Origin of the sequence: Pseudomonas sp. RAC1 (genome assembly GCF_030658255.1) — a bacterium.
Taxonomy (GTDB): Bacteria; Pseudomonadota; Gammaproteobacteria; order Pseudomonadales; family Pseudomonadaceae; genus Aquipseudomonas; species Aquipseudomonas boreofloridensis.
This window is the reverse complement of the sequence record NZ_JAUTXS020000038.1, coordinates 355257-380058: the sequence shown is the minus strand read 5'-3', so window position 1 is coordinate 380058 and position 24802 is coordinate 355257. Positions and strand designations below refer to the sequence as shown.

Genomic DNA, 24802 nt, shown 5'->3' with positions numbered 1-24802 from the left:
CTCAGTATTTTCCGCCCGTTTTGATTTGATGGTCTCGATGAATTCTTCACTGCCCGCAGTCCTCGCTGGCCCTGTGCTTCGACGCCTGGAGTCGCAACGCCTGGCTATCTGGTTGGTCGGCTCGCGCCCACTGAATCCGCAATTCGTACTGCCAGGCCTACCAATCGACCCCCTACAGCAGTGCCAACGGGTTGCGATGGGGCGCCATGCGTTCGTTCACCTGCTTGAGGTGCAATTCGACGCGCCACTGCCCGAAGACGTCGAACTGGAGTACGACCTGCGTCTGGACAACGGCCTGGGTATCGCCGATTGGGCGCCTCACCTGCTCTATCCTGGCAGGCATCTGCCCAATTTCGTGCTGCGCAGACGCGTGGACAACCTGCTCCACGGCTCCTGTCGCAAGCCCCACCATTCTGCGCCCGACGGCCTGCTATGCGCCGATCGCTTGCTATCGGAGAGCCTGGCACCGCAGCAGCGCCCTGCCCTGCTGCTAATGACGGGCGATCAAGTCTATGCCGACGACGTAGCCGGCCCTACCCTCAAGGCCATCCACGGGCTGGTCGAGTGCTTGGGCCTGTTCGACGAAGCCCTCGACGGCGCGCTGGTCAACAGCGGCGAGGCTCTGTATCGCCACCCGGCAGGCTACTACCACCGCGCCGACCTGCTGCCGTCACACGAGGGCAACGAGCCGCTGCGGCGCCGCTTCTTCCGCGGCAAGCGCAAGCCGATCTTTTCCTCGAGCAATGCCGACAACCACCTGGTGACGTGGGCCGAAGTCATGGCCATGTATCTCTTGGTGTGGTCACCGACGCCTTGGACGCTGATCTCGCTCGTGATGCCAGAAGGCCTTTCGGCTGAAGATCGGCAGCGCTATCAAGCTGAACAACCCCTGATCGAAGACTTCCGCGACGGACTTGACCACGTGGCACGGGTGATGGCGCATCTGCCGTGCCTGATGATCTTCGATGACCATGACATCACCGATGACTGGAACCTGTCGGCGCAATGGGAGCAGACCGCCTATGGTCATCCTTTTTCCCGGCGGATCATCGGCAATGCCCTCATCGGATACCTTGTGTGCCAAGGCTGGGGAAACGACCCAACGGCCTGCTCACCTCTGATCCAGACCTTGCAGCGATTGACCGAGGACACTGGGCAGCGACAGCTCATCGCCTCGCTGCAAGACAGTTTGATAGACGCTCTGCTGCGCTTTCAGTCCTGGCATTACGACTTGCCCTGCGACCCACCTCTGCGCGTTCTGGACACCCGTACCCGACGCTGGCGCAGCGAGCGCGACCTGAAGAAGCCCTCGGGCCTGCTCGATTGGGAAGCCCTGTGCGAATTGCAGCAAACCCTGCTCGATCATCCGTCGGCAATCATCGTGTCACCCGCGCCGATCTTCGGCGTCAAGCTGATCGAGACGGTACAGCGGGTATTCAGCACGCTGGGCTATCCGCTGCTGGTCGACGCCGAGAACTGGATGGCGCACCGCGGTGCCGCGCAGGTGATCCTGAACATCTTCAGGCACTCGCGCACACCCGGCCATTACGTGATTCTCTCCGGCGATGTGCATTATTCCTTCGTGTACGAAGTACTGATCCGACATCGCCAGCGCAGCCCGCACCTCTGGCAAGTGACCAGCAGCGGCATCAAGAACACCTTTCCACGCAGGCTTCTGGACGTGCTGGATCGGCTCAATCGCTGGCTGTATGCCCCGCGCTCACCGCTCAACGGTTTCACCCAGCGCCGCGCGATGCAAGTGGTGCCACGCCTGCCGAGCCGCAGCAAGGCGGGAGAGCGCTTGTGGAACGGTTCGGGGTTAGGGCAGGTGTTCTTCGATGATGAGGGGCGCCCGGTACGGGTGCTTCAATTGAACGCCGATGCAAGCGAGGCCACCGAGTTCGTCAGAACCCACAGACCCGAGCATTGACGCGCACAGGTCAGGACCGCTCCAGCGCACTCACCAAATCACGAAACGCTTCGCGGTTGGAGTCGTTCAGGCCCATCAGGATCTTGTGCGCCTCCAGGACCTTGGCACGCACGACTTCCTCGTTCTCGTCCTGGGAAGGCAGATCGCTCAGGCAGTCTGGGCACGGCAGGGGCCGATCGACGATATTGAACACCTGATCGAAGCCCATCGACTGCAGCAGCCGGGAAATATCTGGGTTTGTGGTCACCACAGTGGGCAGCAGGCCGACCTTCTGACGCGACAGGATCGACAACTTGGCCAGCAGACCCAAGGTGGTGCTGTCGATGCTCTCGGTCTCGGTCAGGTCGATGACGATGGCCGAGAAATTCAGCGCCGTGAAGATCTTTTCGATCGTCGCATCCAGGGCTGAACACAAGGTCAGGCGCACTTCACCGACGAATTTCAGTACGAAGGTACCATTCTGCTCGGCGAACTGGATTCTACCGGTACTCATGGAAGGTTCCTGCTCAACACCAATAGGGCGATATCATCCGGCATCTCCCCAAGCGTAGCTAATCCGAATCGACTGCGCAGTCCGTCCAGACTGCCCTGCGCGTCTTTGACAATCTCCGGCAAGTTTGCCTCTTTGTCTTTGAGTGTGGCCCCAGGCAAAAGGTCCAGGATGCCATCTGACATCAGCGTAAGGCTGAAGCGCGGCGGCAATTCCAGCACATGGTCCTGATAGGTGGCTTCGTCGAACAGCCCTACCGGCAAGCCACGCCCCTCGAGGTAGCGTGCCTGACCTGGGGTATACAACACGGGCAACGGCAGATGGCCGCCTACGCTGTAGGTCATCAGTCCGGTGTCCTCGTCGATCACTCCGCCGACCATGGTCACATGCTTGCCCAGCTTGCAGTTGATCAGCCCACGGTTGATGTGCGCCAGCACCTCGGATGGCTTAAAGTCGCGCATCTTGCCGTTGCGTTTGAATTCGAACAACAAGCGGGTGGTCATGAACTTGAGCAGCACAGTGACAAATGCCGACGAAGCGCCATGGCCGGACACGTCCGCCAGGTAGAACGCTACTCGACGCTCATCGACACGGAAGTAGTCGGTGAAGTCGCCCGACAGGTACAACGAGGGAATGATCTGGTGATCGAACGACAGGTCGCCCGCCGTCCAAGGCTTTTCCGGCAGCATGTTCATCTGCACCTGACGCCCGGCGGTCTGGTCTTCCTGCAACAGATGCAGACTGGCTTCCAACTCACGATTAGCCGCTTCGAGCTTCTCGCGGTAGCGCTCGTTTTCCAGCATCAACCGCGAGCGGTCCAGCGCGCGGCGCACCGAGTGCTCGAGTACGGCGAGGTCTTCCAGCGGCTTGATCAGATAGTCGGCCGCGCCCAGGCGCAGGGCTTCGACTGCATCGCTCATCACCCCGGCACCGGACACCACGATCACCGGCATTTGCGGAGCCTGCTCGGTGATGCGACGGATCAACTCGAGCCCGCCCATCTGAGGCATGCGCAGATCGCAGATAACGAGTTCAGGCTGGTGTTCTTCGAAGACCTGAAGCCCCTGTTGGCCATTGATGGCCTGAAGGACGCTGAAGCCACTGTCTTCCAGATACGCGGCGAGGCTTGCACGGACCACGTCGTCGTCATCGATTATCAGCAGCGTTGCACGGGTTTTCTGCATGTGGGCGAACGGCGCCGATTGGTTGGCGTAGCGGACATCGGCAAGGACGACGGTCGACTACTTGGAATACTGATGACCGCTGCGCGCGAGGTGGACAGCAAGGCTATCCGGCGACGCGCAAAGGTGCCTGTAAGGCGCAGACGGTACTCCCATCCGCTGGGCGTTTCAAGCATGCGAGGATGGAGTGCGCAGGCCTAATCACCTGAGGTTATTGGAGACCAGGTTTTGGCTCACTAATGGATATAGCCAAGCCGTTTGAACGGGGCGTTGTCACCTTGTGAAGTGCGCGCCGTGCCCACATTCGCCGACGAAAAAGGCGATCCTAAGATCGCCTTTCCTGTGGACGGGTCAGAAGTCGTCTTCGACCTCGCCATCCTTGACCTTGAACTCCCTGTTCTGCAGGTAAGCGTTGCGGATGAAGATGTACTTGTCGCCCTGTATCAGCTTCTCCGCCGGGAGCAGGCTGGCGCGGGTATCGACCACATCGAGCGCGAAGATCGAGTTGCGCGTCGGCACATGGTCGATGTAGCGGTAGGGTTCGGTGAAGGAATCCGGGTACTTGGACAAGCCATCGCGCACGGTGCTCGGCCCCAGCAGCGGGATGACGACATAAGGCCCGCTGGGCACGCCCCAGTAGCCGAGGGTCTGGCCGAAGTCTTCATCGCTGCGCTGCAGACCCATGCGGGTGCCGACATCGAAGAAACCGCCCAGGCCGAAGGTGGTGTTGACGATCAGCCGCGCCGTGTCGACACCCGCAGCATGAGGCTTGAGCTGGAACACATTGTTGACCAGGTTGCCGACATCGCCCAGGTTGCGGAAGACGTTGTGAATGCCGTCTTCGAGAAACTGCGGGGTCACGGCCTCGTAGCCTTTGGCCAACGGCCTCAGCGCGTAAGTATCGATCACGTCGTTGAAGCGGAAGATCGGTCGGTTGACCGCTTCCCATGGGTCGTCCTCGGTGGCCGCCTGGGTGGCGGCCATCGGCGCCAGCAGCAGGCTGGCACAGACACAGGCCTGGGTGATTCGCTCGATCACATCGGCACCGATCCTCTGCATAGCTGTTTCTCCATCGGGTTTCACGGCGGCAAGCACCGGATGGCGCTGCGCGATAGGGCGCCAGTATACGGGCAATCTGGCTGGCGGCGAGCATGGCATATCTTGCTTGATCGCATAGTGTTCATCTCGCTCTTCATGTGACTGTCACACCACCGTCACATAGAGACTCTAGCGTGGGCGATATTTCAGGGATGTTGCCATGCACGAAGCCCCCGCCCCCACTGCCGTGTTGTTCGGCCTGCGCGGCTGCCTGGTCCAGGCTGCGAAGGGTAGCCCCCTGCCCGCCCCCGGCGCTCTCGACACCCTGGCGTCGCTGCACGCGCAACAGGTGCCCTGCATCTGGCTCGATGAACTGGACAGCGAGCACAGCACTGCGCTGACCGCTGTGCTGCCGAGCTGGTTACCCGGCCACGCCGCCAATGGCTCGCCTTGGCCTTCCCCGAACGCCTGCTGGCAAGCGTTGATGTCACTGAGCAGTGCCCGCCTGGACGGATGCGTCCTGGTGAGCGGCGAACCGCGCCTGCTGCAGGCAGGCCTGAATGCAGGACTGTGGACCGTGGGCCTGGCCACCTGCAGCCCATCGTGCGATCAGACCTCGAACCGGTGGCAGGCCATGAGCGTGCAGGAGCAGGAACTGGCGCGCGGCAAGTCCACCCTTGAACTGTTCGGATTGGGCGTGCACTCGGTGATCGACCATCTCGAAGCGCTCGACACCTGCCTGGCAGACATTGCCCACCGTCGACGCAAGGGTGAAAAACCCTGACATCGCGGCTTGATGCCGATCATGCAAAGCGTCAGCAAGTGGATTACGCTTGCAGTCAGGTCAGAACCTTTGCGCCTGCGCCGAGGTCCATGGCTTGCCAAGTCATTGATGGAGAACAGCCAATGCCCGCCCGCGAACTGCAAGAACGCCTGAACAGCCTGCGCGAGCAACTGGATCGAAACGTACCGCTGTCGGAAGAGGAACTCGCCGGCCTGCGCGAGGAAGCACGACAGATCGAGGCGCAAATCAAGCTCGAAGAAGTCTCGCCAGACAACAATCTGGTTGATGGCGTGAATCTCGCCGTCGAGCACTTCGAAGTCAATCACCCCGACCTCACTGCCACGCTGCGCGACATCATCACTCGCCTGCACAGCATGGGTATCTGATACGCCGCTTGGGGCTGCGGGTGCGGCCCCCGAAGATGAACTTACTGGCGCACCAGCCTGCCGTTGCGCGGGCTGATCGGTGCGGTGCTGCGATAAGGATTGATATCAAGCCCGCCCCGGCGCACGTAGCGTGCATACACCGTCAAGTGCTCTGGCTGCAGCAGGCGCAGCAGATCCAGATAGATCCGTTCCACGCACTGCTCGTGGAAATCGGCATGCTGGCGGAAGCTCACCAGGTAGGTCAGCAGGCTGGCAGGATCCAGCGCCCTGCCCTTGTACTCAACCACCACGCTCCCCCAGTCCGGCTGACCCGTCACGGGACAATTGGATTTGAGCAGATGACTGTGCAAGGTTTCTTCGACCACGCGGTCAGGATCGCAGCGCAGCAGCTCGGGCTGTGGTTCGCCATAATGGCTGATGGTCACATCCCACGCATCGATGCACTGCCCTGGCAGGGCCATGACCCCCTCGTTTTGCACGTCGTCCAAGCTCCGCACCCGCACACGCACCGGTTTACCGGCGGCGGCAGAGAGGTCTTGCTCAAGACACGCCACCAGTTCCTCGGCAGAGGCGAACACCGTCTGGTTCAACGAGTTGAGGTAGAGCTTGAACGACTTGGATTCGATGATGCTGGGCGAGTCGGCCGGGATGGCGAACTCGCCGATGGCCACCACTGGCTTGCCTGAAGGCAGCAGCCAGGACAGCTCGAAGCAGTTCCAGTAGTCCACGCCCTGCCACGGCAGCGTTTGCGCAGTGACGCCCAGTTCGGCCCACTTGGCCGCTCGGGGGATCGGGAACAGCAGCGAGGGCGTGTAGATGGCGATGTATTCGCTGGACTTGCCCAGCGGGGAGTGTTCGGCGGCGGGATGCATGTCTCTGACCTGAAAACGCGGAAATGCGCCCATTCTACCGGTTTTGCCGCCCGCCTTGGGCGCCGCTGTCACTCGATGGTCAACTGACCGACCATGCCCGCCTGGTAATGGCCTGGCACGTTGCAGGCAAACTCGATGGGCGCCGACTGGCGGAAGGTCCAGGTCAGCTCGGCACGCTGTCCTGGCTGGACCAGCACGGTATTGGCCGCGTCATGGCCGTGCGCAGCGTGGTCCATCTGTCCATGATCCATACCGGCCATGGCGGCCATTTCCTTCTGATGCTCGGCGTGCATGGCCGCATCGCCCAGGTTGAACTCGTGAACCAGCTTGCCTTCGTTGATCAACACGAAGCGCACCGTCTCCCCCGCCTTGACCTGCAACTTGCCTGGTTCAAAGGCGATATCCTTGAGCACTACCTGCACGGTACGGGTGGCTGTGCTGGCTGGAGCAGGCTCGCCGAAGGCGAACGACTTGGCGCCGTCCGCAAGCGCCGGCAGGCTGACAAAGGCGAAGGCAGCACTGAGGATCAGAGATTTCATGGTGACTCCTGGCGTAGGTGGACAATGGCGCCACTCTACGGTCAGCGCGCTGGCGGCGGGCTGACCGGCAGATTACAACGCTGTCAGCTTGGGCACGCTGACGTTGGCTCACGTATCATCGTCGTCAATTCCCTTGGCAGCCGAGCGCGCCCACGGCGCGAGCAGGCCAACGCTCTTGTGTGTGGACACCCCATGAAACTGTTGATCGTCGAAGACCAGGCCCGCACCGGCCAATACCTGCGCCAGGGCCTGAGCGAAGCGGGCTTTGCCACGGAATTGGCCGACGATGGCGAAACCGGAGAATTTCTTGCCCTCACCGGCGATCACGACCTGCTGATTCTCGACGTGATGCTACCCGGCCGCGACGGCTGGCAGATCCTCCAGGCCGTGCGCCAGGCCGGACTGGACACGCCCGTGCTGTTTCTCACCGCGCGCGATGCCGTGGCCGACCGTGTCCATGGCTTGGAATTGGGCGCCGACGACTACCTGGTCAAACCCTTCGCCTTCTCCGAACTGCTCGCCCGGGTTCGCAGCCTGCTGCGACGCGGCTCGAGCCCGAGCCAGGACAATGTCCTGATCCTCGCCGACCTGCGCCTGGACCTGCTGCGCCGCCGCGCCGAGCGTGCCGGTAGCCGTATCGACCTTACCGCCAAGGAGTTCGCCCTGCTCGAACTGCTGCTACGCCGCCAGGGCGAGGTGCTGCCCAAATCGCTGATCGCCTCGCAGGTGTGGGATATGAATTTCGACAGCGACACCAATGTCATCGAAGTCGCGATCCGGCGTCTGCGCCTGAAAATCGACGAAGGCCATCCCGGCAAGCTCATCCATACCGTACGCGGCATGGGCTACGTGCTCGAAGAGCGTGCCGACTGATGCCGCGCCTGTCACTGGGAGGACGCCTGGCCCTGCTGTTCGCCGCCTGCACTGCAGCCGTTTCGCTGACCGCTGGACTGCTGTTCAGCCAGGCCAGCGAACGGCACTTCGTCGAGCTCGATCAGCAGCTGCTCAGCGCCCGCCTTTCGCAACTGCGTACCGCCCTTGCCCATGTCGACTCCCCACGCGCACTGGAGGCCAAAGTGCCAGTGCTGCGCAGCGAACTGAGCCACCAGGCAGACCTGGCCCTGCGCATCCGCGGCAACGATGACACGCTGTGGTTCGACAGTCGCACCGGCTTGCCCGAGGAACCTCGCCAGCCGGGCTTGGCCACTCTGCACAGGGACAGCATCGCCTACCGCAGCCTTTCCGAGCGCGTAATAGGCGGGCAGGTCACGCTGTTTCTGGACATCACCCATCACCAGCACTTTCTCGAGCGCATGCAGCAATTGATCTGGCTGACAGTAGGCCTGTCCGCGCTGGTCACCGCCCTACTCGGCGCCTGGGCGGTCAGGCGGGGACTACGCCCCTTGCGCCAGATGGGAGTGGTGGCGGCCAGTGTCAACGCCCGCTCGCTGACCACTCGTCTGCCGGTGGCGCAACTGCCGGAGGAACTGGCCGAGCTTGGCCAGACCGTCAACGCCATGCTGCAGCGCCTGGAAGATGCCTTCGTGCGCCTCTCGGCCTTCTCCGCCGACATTGCCCATGAGCTGCGCACGCCGCTGTCGAATCTGCTCACGCACACCCAGGTCACGCTCACCCGGCCGCGCAGCCTGGACGAGTACCGTGAGGCCTTGCACGACAATCTCGAAGAGCTGCAGCACATGGCGCAAATGGTCAACGACATGCTGTATCTGGCCAAGGCCGACCATGGCTTGCTCATGCCTAACCGAGAGCGGCTGGACCTGGCAGCGGAGGTCGATGCCCTGCTCGACTACTACGCCGCACTGGCCGAGGACGCCGCCATCACCCTGCGCCGCCAAGGCCAGGCGCACCTGCTGGGCGATCGCCACATGCTGCGCCGGGCGCTGTCGAACCTGCTGGAAAATGCCCTGCGTTTCACGCCGCCAGGCGGAACGGTCGAGGTGAGCGTGTCATCCGGCCTGCGCGTGGACGTGGCCAACACCGGACCGGCCATCACCGAGCACGCCCTGGCGCGCGTGTTCGACCGTTTTTATCGAGAGGATCCGGCACGCCATGAAGGCAGCACCGAGCACGCGGGACTGGGACTGGCGATCACCCGCTCGATCGTCCAGGCCCATGGCGGCTCGATAAGCGCGCACTGCCGCCAAGGCTGGACACATTTCGTGATCGAACTGCCCCAGCCATGCTGAGGTAGCGCCAGGGCAGGCCTCACTCGTAGCGCAGGGCCATCGCCGGCTCGATCTGCGACGCCCGGTACGCCGGGTACAGGGTGGCGAGGAAGCTCATCACCAGCCCGGCGCTACAGATGATCGCCACATCGCCCCACTGCAGTTGCGACGGCAGGCTGCTGATGAAGTACAGGTCGGAGGTGAAGATGTGCTGCCCGCTGGTACGCTCCAGCCAGCCGACGATAGCGCTGACGTTGAGCGCGCCGATCACGCCCAGCACACCGCCGATCAAGGTGCCGACGATGCCGATCAGGCTGCCCTGAACCATGAAGGTGCCCATGATCTGCGCCGGCGTAGCGCCTAGGGTGCGCAGGATGGCGATGTCCGCGCCTTTGTCGTTCACCACCATCACCAGCGTGGCGATGATGTTGAAGGCTGCCACCGCGATGATCATCAGCAGCAACAGGCCGATCATGGTCTTCTCCATCTTCATCGCACTGAACAGGCTGCCCTGGGTGTGCGACCAGTCGTCGGCACGATAGGCCGTGCCGAGGCGGGTGGCGATCGCCTTGGACACCTGCGGCGCCGCGTACAAGTCATGCAATTTCAGGCGTACGCCCTGCACCTGGTCGGGCGCCCAGCGTTGCATCTGACCGGCATCGGCAATGTGGATATAGGCCTGCGAGCCGTCCAGCTCGGCACCGACCTTGAAGATGCCGACCACGGTCAGGCGCTGCATGCGCGGGGTGATGCCGCCCGGCGCACTGCTCACCTCCGGAACGATCAGCGTGACCTTGTCGCCGGTGTTCAAGCGAAAGCGACGCGCCGTAAGCTCACCGAGCACTACCCCATAATCGCCCGGCTGCAACGCCTGCAGCGAGCCCTGGACGATATGCTCGCCGACGATGGACACCTGGCCCTCCTCGGCCGGGTCGATGCCACTGACCTGGATCGGCTGCATGGCGCCCTTGTAGGAAAGCATGCCCTCCATTTCGGTCAAGGGCGCGGCGGCGACCACGGCTGGATTCTTCAGCGCGGCCGTGGCCACGCTGCGCCAGTCATCCAGCGGCTGAATGCCGAGAATGCTGGCGTGCGGCACCAGGCCCAACACGCGCGAACTCATCTCCCGCTGGAAGCCGTTCATGACCGACAGCACCACGATCATCGCCAGCACACCCAGTGACAGGCCGATCATCGAAGTCATGGAAATGAACGAGATGAAGTGGTTGCGGCGCTTGGCACGGGTGTAGCGGGCACCGATGAACAAGGGCAAGGGTCTGAACATGTACGCGAACATCCAGTTGAACAGAGGATGGGGCCGCGCAGGCAGCCCCGTGCAGTCAGATCGAGACCAGGCGACCGTCTTCCAGGCTCAGCACACGGTCCATCTTGCGTGCCAGGCTGAGGTCGTGGGTCACCACCAGGAACGCTGTGCGCGACGCTGTCGACAGCTCTTGCATAAGTTCCTGAATGCCCATGGCCGTGTGGTGATCGAGGTTGCCGGTGGGCTCGTCGAGCATCACCAGACCCGGCTGGTTGACCAGCGCACGGGCAATCGCCACACGCTGGCGCTCGCCACCGGACAGCTCGGCAGGCTTGTGATTCAGGCGATGCCCCAGGCCCACGCGCTCGAGCAATGCGGTGGCGCGCTGGCGGGCCTCGGGAATCGGCGTGCGGCCGATCAGCAGCGGCATGCAGACGTTTTCCAGGGCGGTGAATTCGGCCAGCAGGTGATGAAACTGGTACACGAAGCCCAACGCGCGGTTGCGCAGCAGGCCGCGATCGCGCTCGCCCAACGCCGACAGCTCTTCGCCGGCCAGCCAAACGCTGCCCTGGGACGGTGTGTCGAGCCCGCCGAGCAGGTTGAGCAGCGTGCTCTTGCCCGAGCCGGAACTGCCGACAATGGCCACCCGCTCGCCCGGATGCAGCTCCAGGCTCAACCCGGACAGCACCTGCACCGACTCCGGGCCCTCGTCATAGGACTTGCCCAGGTTGCGGCAACTCAGTACGGCTTGATCACTCATGCGCGACTCACTCATAACGTAGCGCCTCTGCAGGCTGGGTGCGCGCAGCACGCCAGGCCGGATACAGGGTGGCGAGGAAACTCAGGGCCAGCGCCGCACCACAGACCATCCACACATCCTGGGCGATGATCTGCGACGGCAGGTAATCGATGAAATACACGTCGGCGTTGAGGAATTTGTGCCCGATCAGCGTCTCGATGCCGGCAATGGCCGCGCTGACGTTGAGCGCGGCGAGGATGCCGACCACGGCGCCGATCAAGGTGCCGACCACGCCGATGACCGTGCCCTGGACCATGAAGATCGCCATGATCTGTCGTGGCGTGGCACCGAGGGTACGCAAAATGGCGATGTCGCCGCGTTTGTCGTTGACCACCATCACCAGGGTGGAAATGATGTTGAACGCCGCCACCGCGACGATCAGCAGCAGCAACAGGCCGATGATCGACTTCTCCATGCGAATCGCCTGGTACAGGTTGCCCTGGGTGCGGGTCCAGTCGCGGGCATAGTACTGCTGCTCGCCCAACTGCTTGACGATGTTCCAGGCCTCGCGAGGCGCCTGGAACAGGTCGTCGAATTTAAGCCGCAGCCCTTGCACCTGATCGGCTTTCCAGCGGTGCAGGCGCGACAGGTCGGACAAGTTGGTCAGCCCCAGGTACCCGTCGATTTCGCCGGCACCCACGTGGAAGGTGCCGACCACGGTAAAGCGCTTCATGCGCGGGAACATGCCGGCCGGGGTGATGCTCACCTCCGGCGCGACGAACGTGACTTTGTCGCCGACCTTGACGCCCAGTTTGTCGGCCGCCTTGTCACCGATCAGGATGCCCCACTCACCCGGCGCCAGGCGGTCGAGACTGCCCTGCTTGATGAAGTTGTCGATGATCGACACCTCACGCTCACGCTCGGGCAGGATGCCGTTGAGCAGCATCTTCTGCACCTTGCCGTCATGGGTCAACAGACCCTGCATCTGGGTGAAAGGCGCCACCGCCTGGACATGCGGATTCTGCTTTACTTGTTGAGCGAGGGCCTGCCAATCGGCGATGGGCTGATCGCCTTCCACGGTGGCATGCGGAACCATGCCCAGCACGCGGGTGCGCATCTCGTGGTCGAAGCCGTTCATCACCGACAGCACCACGATCATGACCACCACGCCCAGGGCGAGGCCGATCATCGAGGTCAGGGAAATGAACGAGACGAAATGGTTGCGGCGCTTGGCACGGGTGTAGCGGGTGCCGATGAATACGAAGAGAGGTCTGAACATGTCGGGGCTTGTTCGCAGGAAAGGGAACGTCCTTGTGGCGAGGCGCCTGTGGCGGCTTTACACTCGGACCACTGCCGCAACCATGGGTTCGCCATGACGACACTAGACGAAGAAGATCGGCGCGAATACTACCGCATCGAAGATCGGATCGCACTGCAAATCAGCCCGTTGAGCGCGGCGCAAGCCCTTGATACAGAACTGTTGCTGGATGATTCGCCGCTGTTCAACCTGCTCAGCGAACTGCACTTGTCCGACTTTGAAGCCCAGCACCTGTTACGCCAGCTCAGCGACAAGGACCGCACCCTGGCCGCCTTTCTGCGCGCGCAGAACAAGCGCCTCGATCTGCTCAGCGCAGTGGTGGCGCAGACCCTGCTCGGCGAAATCGGCGAGCCGCAACGGGTGATCATCTCCGAGGGCGGCATCGACAGCGTTCAGGCGCAGAGGATTGCCCCGGGCACCCGGGTGAAAGTGAAGATGGTGCTCATGCCACGCGCCCATGGCCTGCTCTTGCGCGGACGCATCACCCATTGCGATCCACGGGCTGACGGCCAATTCGAGGTCGGCACCGAATTCACCGACATGAGCGATGCCGAACGCCAGTTGCTGGCCCGCTATATCCTACAGCGCCAGCAACAGCAGCGCCGCCAGCAACTGGAACGGCAAGACCCGCAACCCTGAACTTTTCCCTCTCCCGACTTGAAGGAATGAACGTGACCCTGATCTACGGCCATCGCGGCGCCAAGGGCGAAGCACCCGAGAACACCCTGACCAGCTTCCGCCAGTGCCTGTCGCACGGCGTGCACCGCTGCGAACTGGACCTGCACCTGTCGGCCGACAACCAGTTGATGGTGATCCACGACCCGACCCTCAAGCGCACCACGGGCCGCCGCGGCAAGGTGGTCGAACACAGCGCCGCCAACCTTGCCACCTACGATGCCCGCCAAGGCGGTCCGGGCCATGTACAGCCCTGCCCTATTCCGCGCTTGGAAGAACTGTTCGAAAAGTGCGCCTTCGAGCACTGGCAGCTTGAAGTCAAAAGTGCATCTCGTACGCGCGCCGCTACCACGGTGCTGGCCATTCGCGAACTGGCCCAGCAGTACGATCTGCTCGACAAGGTGACCATCACCTCGAGTTCACGGGAAGTGTTGGGCGCGGCCCAAGAGCTGGTGCCGGACATCGCGCGCGGACTGGTCGCCGAGTACGCCTGGCTCGACCCATTGAAGGTCGCGCAGAACTACGGATGTAACCTGCTGGCGCTGAACTGGACGTTGTGCACACCCGAGCGCCTGATCAAGGCCCAGCGCCAGGGTCTGCACGTGTCGGTATGGACGGTCAACGAGCCGGCACTGATGCGCCGACTCGCCGACTTTGGCGTGGACAGCCTAATCACAGACTTTCCCGGTTTGGCCAAGACCACCCTCGGGTAGGGCTGAAATCGGTCTCCCCGACCGGCTCAGGCCACCGGCCGGAGCCGCTCAAAAAAGCCGGTTCAGCCCGTCGTATGCCGCGACCCGATAGGCCTCGGCCATGGTCGGGTAGTTGAAGGTGGTGTTGACGAAGTACTTCAGATTGTTCAGTTCGCCCGGCTGGCTCATGATCGCCTGACCGATGTGCACAATTTCCGAAGCCTGGTAACCGAAGCAGTGCACGCCGAGAATTTCCAGGGTCTCGCGGTGGAACAGAATCTTCAGCATGCCCTGCGGCTCGCCCGCGATCTGCGCACGGGCCATGCTCTTGAAGAAGGCCTTGCCCACTTCGTATGGCACCTTGGCCTGAGTCAGCTCCTGTTCGTTCTTGCCGATCGAACTGATCTCGGGAATGGTGTAAATGCCGGTCGGCACATCGTTGACGAAGCGCCAGCTACCATTGTCGACAATGCTGCCGGCCGCCGAACGGCCCTGGTCATGGGCGGCACTGGCCAGGCTCGGCCAGCCGATCACGTCGCCGGCACCGTAGATGTTCGTCACGCCGGTGCGGTAGTTCTCGTCCACTTCGATCTGCCCGCGGCTATTGACCTTGATGCCGATGTTTTCCAGGCCCAGCTTGTCGGTGTTGCCGGTGCGACCATTGCACCAGAGCAAGGCATCGGCCTTGATCTTCTTGCCCGACTTCAGGTGCAGGATCACGCCGTTGTCCAGCCCTTCGACCCGCTCGTAGTCTTCGTTGTGACGCACGGTGATGTTGTTGTTGCTGAAGTGGTAGCTCAGCGCCTGGGAAATTTCCGAGTCCAGGAAGTTCAGCAATTGGCCACGGTTATCCACCAGCTCGACCAGTACGCCCAGACCGCTGAAGATCGAGGCGTATTCGCAACCGATCACCCCAGCGCCGTAGATGATGAGCTTGCGCGGGGTGTGGCTGAGGCTGAGGATGGTGTCGCTGTCGTACACCCGTGGGTGATGGAAGTCGATGTCGGCCGGACGATACGGACGCGAACCAGTCGCGATGATGATGTGCTTGGCGTTGAGCTTTTCCACCACGCCATTGGGGCAGACCACTTCGACCGTCTGCTCGTCGGCGAAGCTGCCGGTGCCGACGAACACATCGACGCGGTTGCGCGCGTAGTAGCCGGTGCGCGAAGCGACCTGCTTGGCGATCACCTTTTCGGCACTCTTGAGCACGTCCGGGAAGGAGAACCAGCGCGGTTCGCCGATGGCCCGGAACATCGGGTTTGTATTGAACTGCATGATCTGCCGCACCGAATGACGCAGTGCCTTGGACGGAATGGTACCCAGGTGGGTGCAGTTGCCGCCGACCTGGCGACGACTGTCGACCATCGCCACCTTGCGACCTGCCTTGGCGGCATTCATTGCCGCGCCTTCACCGGCCGGGCCGGAACCCAGCACCACCACGTCGTAGTTGTAGACAGCCATGCGTACTCCTTCAGAACTGGCCCGTCAGCCGGTTGGCCACGGGGCTCGCCATGACGCCGCAGCGCCATGAAAAAAATTCGGGTGCAGTCTAATCAAGCCTGAACGCTGCGCACATTAACCCTTGGTCGCGTCGTAGGCCAACACTGCCTGCACTACATGTACAGCACCTGCCACTCAGCCGAGCGCGCAACCGGCACCGCACGAAAAACGGGAACCCGCAGGTTCCCGTTCGTTCAAGACTTCACACGCGTATCAGCGTGGGAACGCTGGCGGGTTGACGCCAGCCATGTCTTCCATCACGCGGACCACCTGGCAGCTGTAGCCGAACTCGTTGTCGTACCAGACGTACAGGACAACGCGGTTGTCGTTGCAGATGGTGGCTTCGGCATCCACCACACCGGCATGGCGCGAGCCGACGAAGTCGGTGGAGACCACTTCCTGGGAGCTGACGTAGTCGATCTGCTTGTGCAGTTCCGAGTGCATGGCGGTCTGGCGCAGGTACTCGTTCAACGCTTCACGGCTGGTGGCTTTCTCGAGGTTCAGGTTGAGAATGGCCATGGACACGTTTGGCGTCGGCACGCGAATGGCGTTACCGGTCAGCTTGCCTTTGAGCACCGGCAGCGCCTTGGCGGCGGCGGTGGCGGCACCGGTTTCGGTGATGACCATGTTCAGCGGCGCAGCGCGACCACGACGGCTGCCCTTGTGGAAGTTGTCGATCAGGTTCTGGTCGTTGGTGAACGAGTGAACGGTTTCGACGTGACCGTTGACGATGCCGTACTCATCGTTGATCGCTTTGAGCACCGGCACAATGGCGTTGGTGGTGCAGGAAGCGGCGGAGATGATCTTGTCGTCAGCGGTGATTTCACCGTGGTTGATGCCGTGCACGATGTTCTTCAGCGCGCCCTTGCCCGGTGCGGTGAGGATCACGCGACCGGCGCCCGGGCAGGCCAGGTGTTGGCCCAGGCCGTCGGCGTCACGCCAAACGCCGGTGTTGTCGACGATCAGTGCGTTATCGATGCCGTACTGGGTGTAGTCGACTTCGCTCGGATTCTTGGCGTAGATCACCTGAATCAGGTTGCCGTTGGCGGTGATGGTGTTGTTGGCTTCATCGATGGTGATGGTGCCATCGAACGGGCCGTGCACCGAGTCGCGACGCAGCAGGCTGGCGCGCTTGACCAAGTCGTTCTCGGCCCCCTTGCGCACGACGATGGCGCGCAGGCGCAGGCCGTCGCCGCCACCGGTCTTCTCGATGAGGATGCGCGCCAGCAGGCGGCCAATGCGACCGAAGCCATAGAGCACGACGTCGGTGCCCTTGCGTGCCGAAACATTTTGCTGACCGACCACATCGGCCAGTTCGTCGCGCACGAACTGCTCGGCGCTGCGGCCGTTGCCCTGCTGCTTGAACTTGTTGGCCAGCTTGCCCAGGTCGACCGAAGCGGCGCCCAGTTTCAGCTCGCTCATGGCCTTGAGCAGCGGGAATGTCTCGTGTACGGACAGTTCGGTCTCGTCGGTCTGACGGTGACGCGCAAAGCGGTGGGCCTTGAGGATCGAGATAACCGAACGGTTGATCAGGCTACGGCCATAGATCGAGCTCACCACATTGTTATTGCGGTAGAGCTGACCGATAAGCGGGATCATCGCTTCAGCCAGGGCTTCACGATCGATCCACTCACCAAGACACTGGTCGGGCTTCTGAGTCACGGGAACCTTCCACATGTAGGGACAGAAAAAAGGGGCTACATTATGCCGCCCCGTCGCGTAACCGGCAATGAGTGCCTGTCGGCGCCGCGCACAGGCGCCTTCGCGGCCTTTGGAACCTGACAGCAGACGGTGGCGTCAGTACAATCAATCCCTTTGCCGCACGCTTGGAGTCAGATCTTCCGTGTCAGTTCTGCGCCTACCGCCACTGTCGGCCACGGCCGGCAAACAAACCTGGGGCAACCTGCCCGGAGCCGCCCTCAGCCTGGCCATCGCCGAAGCCGCCAGCAGCGCTGGCCGCTTCACCCTGCTGCTGACCGCCGACAGCCAGGCCGCCGACCGCCTCGAACAGGAGCTGCGCTTCTTCGCACCGCAGCTGCCGGTGCTGCCGTTCCCCGATTGGGAAACGCTGCCCTACGATCTGTTCTCCCCGCACCAGGACATCATCTCCCAGCGCATTGCCAGCCTGTACCGCCTGCCGGAACTGGACCACGGCATTCTGGTGGTGCCGATCAGCACTGCCCTGCACCGCCTGGCCCCCACCCGCTTCCTGCTCGGGGGCAGTCTGGTCCTGGACGTGGGGCAGAAGATCGACGTCGAGCAGATGCGCACGCGCCTTGAAGCCAGCGGCTACCGCTGCGTCGACACGGTCTACGAGCACGGTGAATTCGCCGTGCGTGGCGCGCTGATCGACCTCTTCCCCATGGGCAGCAAGGCCCCCTACCGCATCGACCTGTTCGACGACGAAATCGAGACGCTGCGCACCTTCGATCCGGAAACCCAACGTTCGATCGACAAGGTCGACTCAGTGCGGCTGCTACCGGCCCGCGAATTTCCCATGCAGAAAGACGAAGTGACGCGCTTCAAGGCGCGCTTTCGTGAACGCTTCGACGTGGACTTCCGCCGCAGCGCGATCTTCCAGGACCTGACCAGCGGCATCATCCCCGCGGGCATCGAGTACTACCTGCCGTTGTTCTTCGAAGAAACCGCCACCCTGTTCGATTATCTGCCGAGCGACACCCAGGTATTTTCCCTACCCGGCGTGGAACAGGCCGCCGAGGTATTCTGGAACGACGTGCGCGCCCGCTACGAGGAGCGCCGTGGTGATCTGAGCCGCCCGCTGCTGCCACCGGCCGAGCTGTTCATGCCGGTCGAGGACTGCTTCGCCCGACTCAAGCAGTGGCCGCGGGTGGTGGTCAGCCGCGACGAACTGGAGGCCGGCGCTGGCCGCGTGCGTTTCCCCGCACGCAGCCTGCCCAGCCTGGCCATCGAGGCCAAGGCCAGCCAGCCACTGGCCGAACTGGCGAATTTCCTCGACCAATTCCCGGGTCGCGTGTTGTTCACGGCTGAATCGGCCGGGCGTCGCGAGGTGCTGCTGGAACTGCTCGAACGCCTGAAGCTGCGTCCGCACACCGTCGAAGGCTGGACCGATTTCATCACCGCCAGTGAGCGCCTGGCGATCACCATCGCCCCGCTGGACGAAGGATTGCTGCTGGACGATCCTGCCATCGCCCTGATCGCCGAGAGCCCGTTGTTCGGCCAGCGGGTGATGCAGCGCCGGCGCCGCGACAAGCGCGGCGAAGCGGCCAACGACGCGGTCATCAAGAACCTCACCGAACTGCGCGAAGGCGCGCCGGTGGTGCACATCGACCACGGCGTGGGCCGCTACCTGGGTCTGGCCACCTTGGAGATCGACGGCCAGGCTGCCGAATTCCTCACCCTGGAGTACGCCGAGGGCGCCAAGCTCTACGTCCCGGTGGCCAACCTGCACCTGATCGCACGCTACACTGGCAGCGACGACGCCTTGGCGCCGCTGCACCGGCTTGGCTCCGAAGCCTGGCAGAAAGCCAAGCGCAAAGCCGCAGAGCAAGTGCGCGACGTGGCCGCCGAGTTGCTCGACATTTATGCCCGCCGCGCCGCGCGCAAAGGCTATGCCTTCGCCGACCCGTCCGCCGACTATGCCACGTTCAGCGCCGGCTTCCCGTTCGAGGAAACGCCGGACCAGCAAGCGGCGATCGAAGCGGTGCGCCAGGACATGCTCGCTGCCAAGCCCATGGACCGCCTGGTGTGTGGCGATGTCGGCTTCGGCAAGACCGAAGTGGCCATGCGCGCCGCTTTCATTGCGGTGCACAGCGGCCGCCAGGTGGCAGTGCTGGTGCCCACCACCCTGCTCGCCCAGCAGCACTACAACAGCTTCCGCGACCGCTTCGCCGACTGGCCGGTAAAGGTCGAAGTGATGAGCCGTTTCAAGTCGGCCAAGGAAGTCGCCAGCGCTGCAGCCGACCTCGCCGAAGGCAAGATCGACATTCTCATCGGCACCCACAAGCTGCTTCAGGACGATGTGCGCTTCAAGGACCTGGGCCTGGCGATCATCGACGAAGAGCACCGCTTCGGCGTGCGCCAGAAAGAGCAGCTCAAGGCGCTGCGCAGCGAGGTAGACATCCTCACCCTGACCGCCACGCCGATCCCGCGCACCCTGAACATGGCCGTGGCCGGCATGCGCGACCTGTCGATCATCGCCACCCCGCCGGCGCGACGCCTGTCGGTGCGCACGTTCGTCATGGAGCAGAACAAAAGTACGGTCAAGGAGGCGTTGCTGCGCGAACTGCTGCGTGGCGGCCAGGTTTACTATCTGCACAACGACGTCAAGACCATCGAGAAATGCGCCGCCGACCTCGCCGAGCTGGTGCCCGAGGCGCGTATCGGCATCGGCCATGGGCAAATGCGCGAGCGCGAACTCGAACAGGTGATGAGCGACTTCTACCACAAGCGTTTCAACGTGTTGATCGCCTCGACCATCATTGAAACCGGCATCGACGTGCCCAGTGCCAACACCATCGTCATCGAACGCGCCGACAAGTTCGGCCTGGCGCAGTTGCACCAATTGCGCGGCCGCGTCGGGCGCAGCCACCACCAGGCCTACGCCTACTTGCTGACGCCGCCGCGTCAGCAGATCAGCACCGACGCCGAAAAGCGCCTGGAGGCGATCGCCAACACCCAGGACCTGGGCGCAGGCTTCGTCCTGGCCACCAACGACCTGGAGATCCGCGGTGCCGGAGAGCTGCTGGGCGAAGGCCAGAGCGGCCAGATCCAGGCCGTGGGCTTCACGCTTTACATGGAGATGCTCGAACGGGCGGTCAAGGCGATCCGCAAGGGCACCCAGCCCAACCTTGAACAACCCCTGGGCGGAGGCCCGGAGATCAACCTGCGCCTGCCCGCGCTGATCCCCGAAGACTATCTGCCCGACGTGCACGCGCGGCTGATCCTGTACAAACGCATCGCCTCGGCCACCGACGAAGAAGGCTTGAATGATCTGCAAGTGGAAATGATCGACCGCTTCGGCCTGCTGCCCGAGCCGACCAAGCACCTGATGCGCCTGACACTGCTCAAGCTGCAGGCTGAAAAGCTCGGCATCAAGAAGGTCGACGCCGGTCCCAACGGCGGCAAGCTGGAGTTCGAGGCCGAAACGCCGGTCGATCCGCTGACCCTGATCAAGCTGATCCAGAGCCAGCCCAAGCGCTACAAGTTCGAGGGCGCGACGCAGTTCCGCTTCCTGGTGCCGATGGAGCGTCCGGAAGAACGTTTCAATACTTTGGAGGCGCTGTTCGAGCGCCTGGCCCCACAATCGAATTAAGGAAGCTCCATGCGCGCCATTGGTTACCTGACCCTGCTGCTGACGCTGACCGCGCCGGCGGCGGCCTTCGCCGAAGGCCCGTATCAGGTGGAAATGCTGCTGTTGCGGCAAAATACGGTTCCAGCCGTCACCAGCCCCTTCGCGCCCGAGAATTGGAGCGCGGGCGCTGCGCGCTTGACCCCGGATGCCGAACGCCCGCTGGCACTGGCCGATGAAGCCACGCGCCTGGAGGCGACTGCCGACTACACCGTGCTGGTGCACAAGGCCTGGCAACAGCAGGTCGGCAGCGAGCCGAGCCGTATCGCGCTTGGCACAGGCGAAGAGCAGTTCGGCCACTTTCCCATCGAAGGCAATCTCAGCATTGCCGAAGGTCGTTTCACCCGGATCGACGCCAATTTCTGGGTCAACGAACTGGACGGCAACGGCAGCGTACTGCGCAGCGAGCAGTTCAAGCAGAGCAACAGCAACGTGAAGAATGGCCAACTCACCTTCCTCGACGGCGGTCACCTGGCATTGCTTATCAAGGTCGCACCGGTGGGCATGCGCAAACCACCGATGCCCGACCCGGAAATGATGGAGCAGTGAGGCCGTGAAAGAACTGGAGCATCTGTTCGCACAGAACCTGAGCTGGCACCGCAACTTCAGCGAAAACACGCTGCAACGCGGCAAGCGCTATGCCGAGCAGGGGCGTGCCGAGATCCTCTCCCATGAGCAGTTGCGCATCGAAGGCGTGTGCATTGGCAGTGGTACCAGCCGCTACAAACAACGCGTCGATTTCTCCGTCGCGCCTAACCGCCAGGTGCTGATCGACGGTCGCTGCAGCTGTCCTGTGGCGCTGAATTGCAAGCACTGCGCAGCGCTACTCTTCACACTCGCCCAACGTTACGCCGAGGACGTCGCCAAGAACGACACCCTCCCGCTGCACCTCGAGCATTGGTTACAGGTCCTGGGGCAGCCGCCGGCGGCTGCACGCCAGAGCCAAGATCGACGCGGCAGAATGGTGTGCTACGAAATCCTCGACCGTGACGATCAAGGCTGTGCAGTGCGCGTGCGAAAAGGCACGCGGGAGGGCGAGGTCATTCGCTACAACCGCCTCCATTCATTGAGTGAACTGCTTTATGACACCCCAACGTACGTCAAGGATGAGGACTTGCGCATATTGCGCCAGCTGGGCGCACAGAACATGCCGTACGGCCAAGAGCGCGGTTTTCCGCTCAAAGGCAGAGAAGGCGGCGAGCTGCTGCAACAGATCGCCCAGACCGGACGACTGCTGTACACCGAAGGCGGTCCACTGCTGAACCTGGGCGAGGAACGTGAGGCCGAGTTCCGCTGGGTTCGCCTGGACAATGGCGAGTATCGAGGGCTGTGGCACAGCGCGGACGCCCCCCTGCATGTACTGCCACTGATCCCCCTGTTCTACGTGGACACCACCACCGCCCAAGTCGGCACCCTTCGACACACGCTGGACCCGCACACCGCTCAACAACTCTCCATCGCTCCCGACGTACCGGAGCACCTGATCGTGCCCCTGAGCCATAAACTCAAGGCCCTGAACCACCAACTGCCGACACCGAGCACCGTCAAGCAGGAGCGGGTGGACGACATACAGCCCACTGCGCATCTGACCCTCGGCAGCGTCGAATTCAGTGCCTACACGCCCAAGACTGGCCGTATGCAGCGTCAGATGCAGCATCGCGCCGCCCTTTCGTTCGACTACGATGGCATCCGTGCGACGGGCAACGACGACAAACCCCTCAGCCGCCTGGTCGGCAGCGTCAGCCAGCGCATCGCCCGGCAGCCCAAGCAGGAAAAGCACCTGCGCGAAACCCTGCGCAAGCTGGGTTTCAAGGCCGCCACCCGACAAAGCAAAGCGCTGCCCGACAGCGCGGGCGACATGCTTCAGTTACCCGACGACGAAGCCTGGCTGCACTTCGCCCGTGAGGACCTGCCAGCGCTGCGCGAAGCCGGCTGGACAGTGGACATGCACCGCGACTTCGCCTTCAACCTCAACGAGGTGCAGGACTGGTACGCCACGGTCGAGGAAGCGCCCGCCCACGAGTGGTTCGAGCTGGAGTTGGGTATCGTCGTCGACGGTCAGCGCCACAGCCTGCTGCCGATCATCCTGCAATTGCTGCGCAGTAACCCGGAACTGTTGCGCCCCAGCGAACTGGCGCGGCGCAGCGACGAGGAACACCTGCTACTGGATCTCAACCGTGGTGGCCTGGACGGCCCGGCTATGCGCGTCGCCCTGCCCTACGGCCGAATCAAAGCGGTGATGGGCACGCTGGGTGAGCTCTACTTGCACGAAGGCCCTGTGGGTTCCGCCCTGCGCCTGGAGCGCGCCGATGTCGCGCGCCTGAACGATATCGAGCACCTGCCCCTGCATTGGGAAGGTGGCGAGCACTTGCGCGACCTTGGCCGGCGCCTGCGCGATGCACGCGACCTCGACGTGTTGCCGCCCAAGGGCCTGACGGCTGAGCTGCGACCTTATCAACAGCAAGGCCTGAACTGGCTCCAGGCGCTGCGCGAAATGGGCACCGGCGGCATCCTGGGCGATGACATGGGCTTAGGCAAGACCCTGCAGACCCTTGCCCACCTGCTGCTGGAGAAAGAGTCCGGGCGTCTGGACCAGCCTGCACTGGCGGTCATGCCCACCAGCCTGATCCCCAACTGGCTCGACGAAGCCCAGCGTTTCGCCCCGGACCTGCGGGTTCTCGCCCTGCATGGCCCCAGCCGATCACGGGCGTTCGCCACGCTTGGCGACTACGATCTGGTGCTGACCACCTACGCCCTTTTGCCACGTGACCTTCAGCATCTGCAAGCACAAAACTGGCACTTGCTGGTGCTGGACGAAGCGCAGAACATCAAGAGCAGTACCAGCAAGGCCGCCCAGGCTGCTCGCGAATTGCACGCCGACCAACGCCTGTGCCTGACCGGTACGCCAGTGGAAAACAATCTGGGCGAGTTGTGGTCGATCTTCCATTTCCTGATGCCCGGCTGGCTGGGCGACCAGAAGCGCTTCAACCAAGACTACCGCACGCCCATCGAGCGCCAGGGTGACACCGAGCGCCTGAACCACCTCGCCACTCGGGTGAGGCCCTTCCTCCTGCGCCGCACCAAGGAACAAGTGGCGCGCGAGTTGCCACCCAAGACCGAGATGGTGCACTGGGTCGACCTCAGCGATGCTCAGCGCGACACCTACGAGACCGTGCGGGTGGCACTGGACAAGAAGGTTCGCGACGAAATCGCCCTCAACGGCGCTTCTCGCAGCCAGATCGTGATCCTCGACGCCCTGCTCAAGCTGCGCCAGGTCTGCTGTGACTTGCGCCTGGTCAAAGGCGTGAACGCCCAGGGCAACCAGGCGGACAAAGGCAAGCTGGGCAGCCTGCTGCAGATGCTCGAAGAACTGATCAGCGAAGGCCGCCGGATACTGCTGTTCTCGCAGTTCACCTCGATGCTCGCACTGGTTCAGGCCGAACTGGACAAGCGTGCCATCCGCTACAGCCTGCTGACAGGGGAAACGCACGATCGGCGGGCGCCGGTCCAGCAATTCCAGAACGGGGACAGCGACGTGTTCCTGATCAGCCTCAAGGCAGGCGGCACCGGCCTCAACCTGACCGCAGCCGATACGGTGATCCACTACGATCCGTGGTGGAACCCGGCCAGCGAGAACCAGGCTACGGACCGGGCCTATCGGATCGGTCAGGACAAGCCGGTGTTCGTCTACAAGCTGATCACCCGCGGCACGGTGGAAGAGAAGATCCAGCAACTGCAACAGCAAAAAGCGACGCTGGCGGCCGGGCTGCTCGATGGCGGTCAAGCCGGACAGTGGCGCCTGGGTGACGAAGAAATCGAGGCGCTGTTCGCGCCGCTGCCGGGCAAACGCGGACGTTGAGCGGACCCAGGCCGTAT

Annotated in this window: 20 protein-coding genes; 10 read left to right on the top strand and 10 right to left on the bottom strand. The window is 63.0% G+C overall.

Going from position 1 to position 24802, the window contains the following annotated elements; translation table 11 throughout:
- The first annotated feature begins 28 nt into the window (after nt 1-28).
- The gene (locus Q7C30_RS19060) at nt 29-1930 is read left to right on the top strand and encodes an alkaline phosphatase D family protein (RefSeq protein ID WP_317872398.1); all 1902 of its coding nucleotides are present in this window, start codon (nt 29-31) and stop codon (nt 1928-1930) included.
- 10 nt (nt 1931-1940) lie between these two features.
- Here Q7C30_RS19060 and rssC read toward each other — a convergent pair whose 3' ends face one another.
- The 3 genes from rssC to Q7C30_RS19045 all read right to left on the bottom strand — a co-directional run bounded on the left by rssC (nt 1941) and on the right by Q7C30_RS19045 (nt 4660).
- Complete coding sequence (rssC, locus tag Q7C30_RS19055) at nt 1941-2423, bottom strand: anti-sigma factor antagonist RssC (protein ID WP_029613011.1); 483 nt, start codon at nt 2421-2423, stop codon at nt 1941-1943.
- Nucleotides 2420-3604, bottom strand: a complete 1185-nt coding sequence (gene rssB / locus Q7C30_RS19050; RefSeq protein ID WP_039578750.1) for a two-component system response regulator RssB — start codon at nt 3602-3604, stop codon at nt 2420-2422. Before rssB ends, rssC begins: the two co-directional genes overlap by 4 nt.
- Before the next feature lie 348 nt (nt 3605-3952).
- A complete protein-coding gene (locus Q7C30_RS19045; RefSeq protein WP_317872397.1) occupies nt 3953-4660 on the bottom strand; it encodes a VacJ family lipoprotein in 708 nt (235 codons plus the stop codon).
- Between the two features lie 199 nt (nt 4661-4859).
- On the opposite strand from Q7C30_RS19045, the gene Q7C30_RS19040 reads away from it, so the two are divergent.
- Entirely contained in the window at nt 4860-5423 is a 564-nt protein-coding gene (locus Q7C30_RS19040; RefSeq protein ID WP_029613014.1) for a hypothetical protein, read from the top strand.
- A gap of 122 nt (nt 5424-5545) precedes the next feature.
- The gene (locus Q7C30_RS19035; RefSeq protein WP_317872396.1) at nt 5546-5809 is read left to right on the top strand and encodes a DUF4404 family protein; all 264 of its coding nucleotides are present in this window, start codon (nt 5546-5548) and stop codon (nt 5807-5809) included.
- A 41-nt stretch (nt 5810-5850) separates the two neighbouring features.
- Here the strand turns inward: Q7C30_RS19035 and queF are convergent, their stop codons facing one another.
- Nucleotides 5851-6681 carry an NADPH-dependent 7-cyano-7-deazaguanine reductase QueF gene (gene queF, locus Q7C30_RS19030; protein ID WP_317872395.1) on the bottom strand — a complete coding sequence of 277 codons (831 nt, stop codon included), beginning with the start codon at nt 6679-6681 and terminating at the stop codon, nt 5851-5853.
- 68 nt (nt 6682-6749) lie between these two features.
- Nucleotides 6750-7220, bottom strand: a complete 471-nt coding sequence (locus tag Q7C30_RS19025; RefSeq protein WP_116888621.1) for a cupredoxin family protein — start codon at nt 7218-7220, stop codon at nt 6750-6752.
- 192 nt (nt 7221-7412) lie between these two features.
- On the opposite strand from Q7C30_RS19025, the gene Q7C30_RS19020 reads away from it, so the two are divergent.
- Nucleotides 7413-8093: a heavy metal response regulator transcription factor gene (locus Q7C30_RS19020; protein ID WP_029613018.1), complete on the top strand. Its 681-nt coding sequence runs from the start codon at nt 7413-7415 to the stop codon at nt 8091-8093.
- Nucleotides 8090-9427 carry a heavy metal sensor histidine kinase gene (locus Q7C30_RS19015; RefSeq protein WP_317872568.1) on the top strand — a complete coding sequence of 446 codons (1338 nt, stop codon included), beginning with the start codon at nt 8090-8092 and terminating at the stop codon, nt 9425-9427. Before Q7C30_RS19020 ends, Q7C30_RS19015 begins: the two co-directional genes overlap by 4 nt.
- A 19-nt stretch (nt 9428-9446) precedes the next feature.
- On the opposite strand, the gene Q7C30_RS19010 is transcribed toward Q7C30_RS19015, so the two are convergent.
- Genes Q7C30_RS19010 through Q7C30_RS19000 form a run of 3 tightly spaced genes read right to left on the bottom strand, consistent with a single transcriptional unit; the run spans nt 9447 to nt 12688 of the window.
- Nucleotides 9447-10691, bottom strand: coding sequence for a lipoprotein-releasing ABC transporter permease subunit (locus tag Q7C30_RS19010; protein ID WP_295482138.1), 1245 nt, complete (start codon nt 10689-10691; stop codon nt 9447-9449).
- 55 nt (nt 10692-10746) lie between these two features.
- Nucleotides 10747-11430, bottom strand: coding sequence for a lipoprotein-releasing ABC transporter ATP-binding protein LolD (gene lolD / locus Q7C30_RS19005; protein ID WP_317872394.1), 684 nt, complete (start codon nt 11428-11430; stop codon nt 10747-10749).
- Between the two features lie 7 nt (nt 11431-11437).
- Entirely contained in the window at nt 11438-12688 is a 1251-nt protein-coding gene (locus Q7C30_RS19000; protein ID WP_039578767.1) for a lipoprotein-releasing ABC transporter permease subunit, read from the bottom strand.
- 93 nt (nt 12689-12781) lie between these two features.
- Between Q7C30_RS19000 and Q7C30_RS18995 the strand changes: the two genes are divergently transcribed.
- Together Q7C30_RS18995 and Q7C30_RS18990 are read left to right on the top strand one after the other, a co-directional pair.
- Nucleotides 12782-13366, top strand: coding sequence for a PilZ domain-containing protein (locus Q7C30_RS18995; protein WP_317872393.1), 585 nt, complete (start codon nt 12782-12784; stop codon nt 13364-13366).
- Between the two features lie 32 nt (nt 13367-13398).
- The gene (locus Q7C30_RS18990) at nt 13399-14115 is read left to right on the top strand and encodes a glycerophosphodiester phosphodiesterase (RefSeq protein WP_317872392.1); all 717 of its coding nucleotides are present in this window, start codon (nt 13399-13401) and stop codon (nt 14113-14115) included.
- Nucleotides 14116-14163: 48 nt separating this feature from the next.
- Here Q7C30_RS18990 and sthA read toward each other — a convergent pair whose 3' ends face one another.
- Both sthA and Q7C30_RS18980 read right to left on the bottom strand, forming a co-directional pair.
- Nucleotides 14164-15558 carry a Si-specific NAD(P)(+) transhydrogenase gene (sthA, locus tag Q7C30_RS18985; RefSeq protein ID WP_029613024.1) on the bottom strand — a complete coding sequence of 465 codons (1395 nt, stop codon included), beginning with the start codon at nt 15556-15558 and terminating at the stop codon, nt 14164-14166.
- Between the two features lie 252 nt (nt 15559-15810).
- Nucleotides 15811-17274, bottom strand: coding sequence for a glyceraldehyde-3-phosphate dehydrogenase (locus Q7C30_RS18980; protein ID WP_295482145.1), 1464 nt, complete (start codon nt 17272-17274; stop codon nt 15811-15813).
- A 166-nt stretch (nt 17275-17440) separates the two neighbouring features.
- Here Q7C30_RS18980 and mfd point away from each other — a divergent pair, with 166 nt between their 5' ends.
- The 3 genes from mfd to Q7C30_RS18965 are packed head-to-tail and all read left to right on the top strand — an operon-like array spanning nt 17441 to nt 24785.
- On the top strand, nt 17441-20890 hold the full coding sequence (mfd, locus tag Q7C30_RS18975; RefSeq protein ID WP_317872391.1) for a transcription-repair coupling factor: 3450 nt from the start codon (nt 17441-17443) through the stop codon (nt 20888-20890).
- Nucleotides 20891-20899: 9 nt separating this feature from the next.
- Entirely contained in the window at nt 20900-21475 is a 576-nt protein-coding gene (locus Q7C30_RS18970; RefSeq protein ID WP_317872390.1) for a CsiV family protein, read from the top strand.
- A gap of 13 nt (nt 21476-21488) precedes the next feature.
- On the top strand, nt 21489-24785 hold the full coding sequence (locus Q7C30_RS18965; RefSeq protein ID WP_317872567.1) for a DEAD/DEAH box helicase: 3297 nt from the start codon (nt 21489-21491) through the stop codon (nt 24783-24785).
- Nucleotides 24786-24802: the final 17 nt, after the last annotated feature.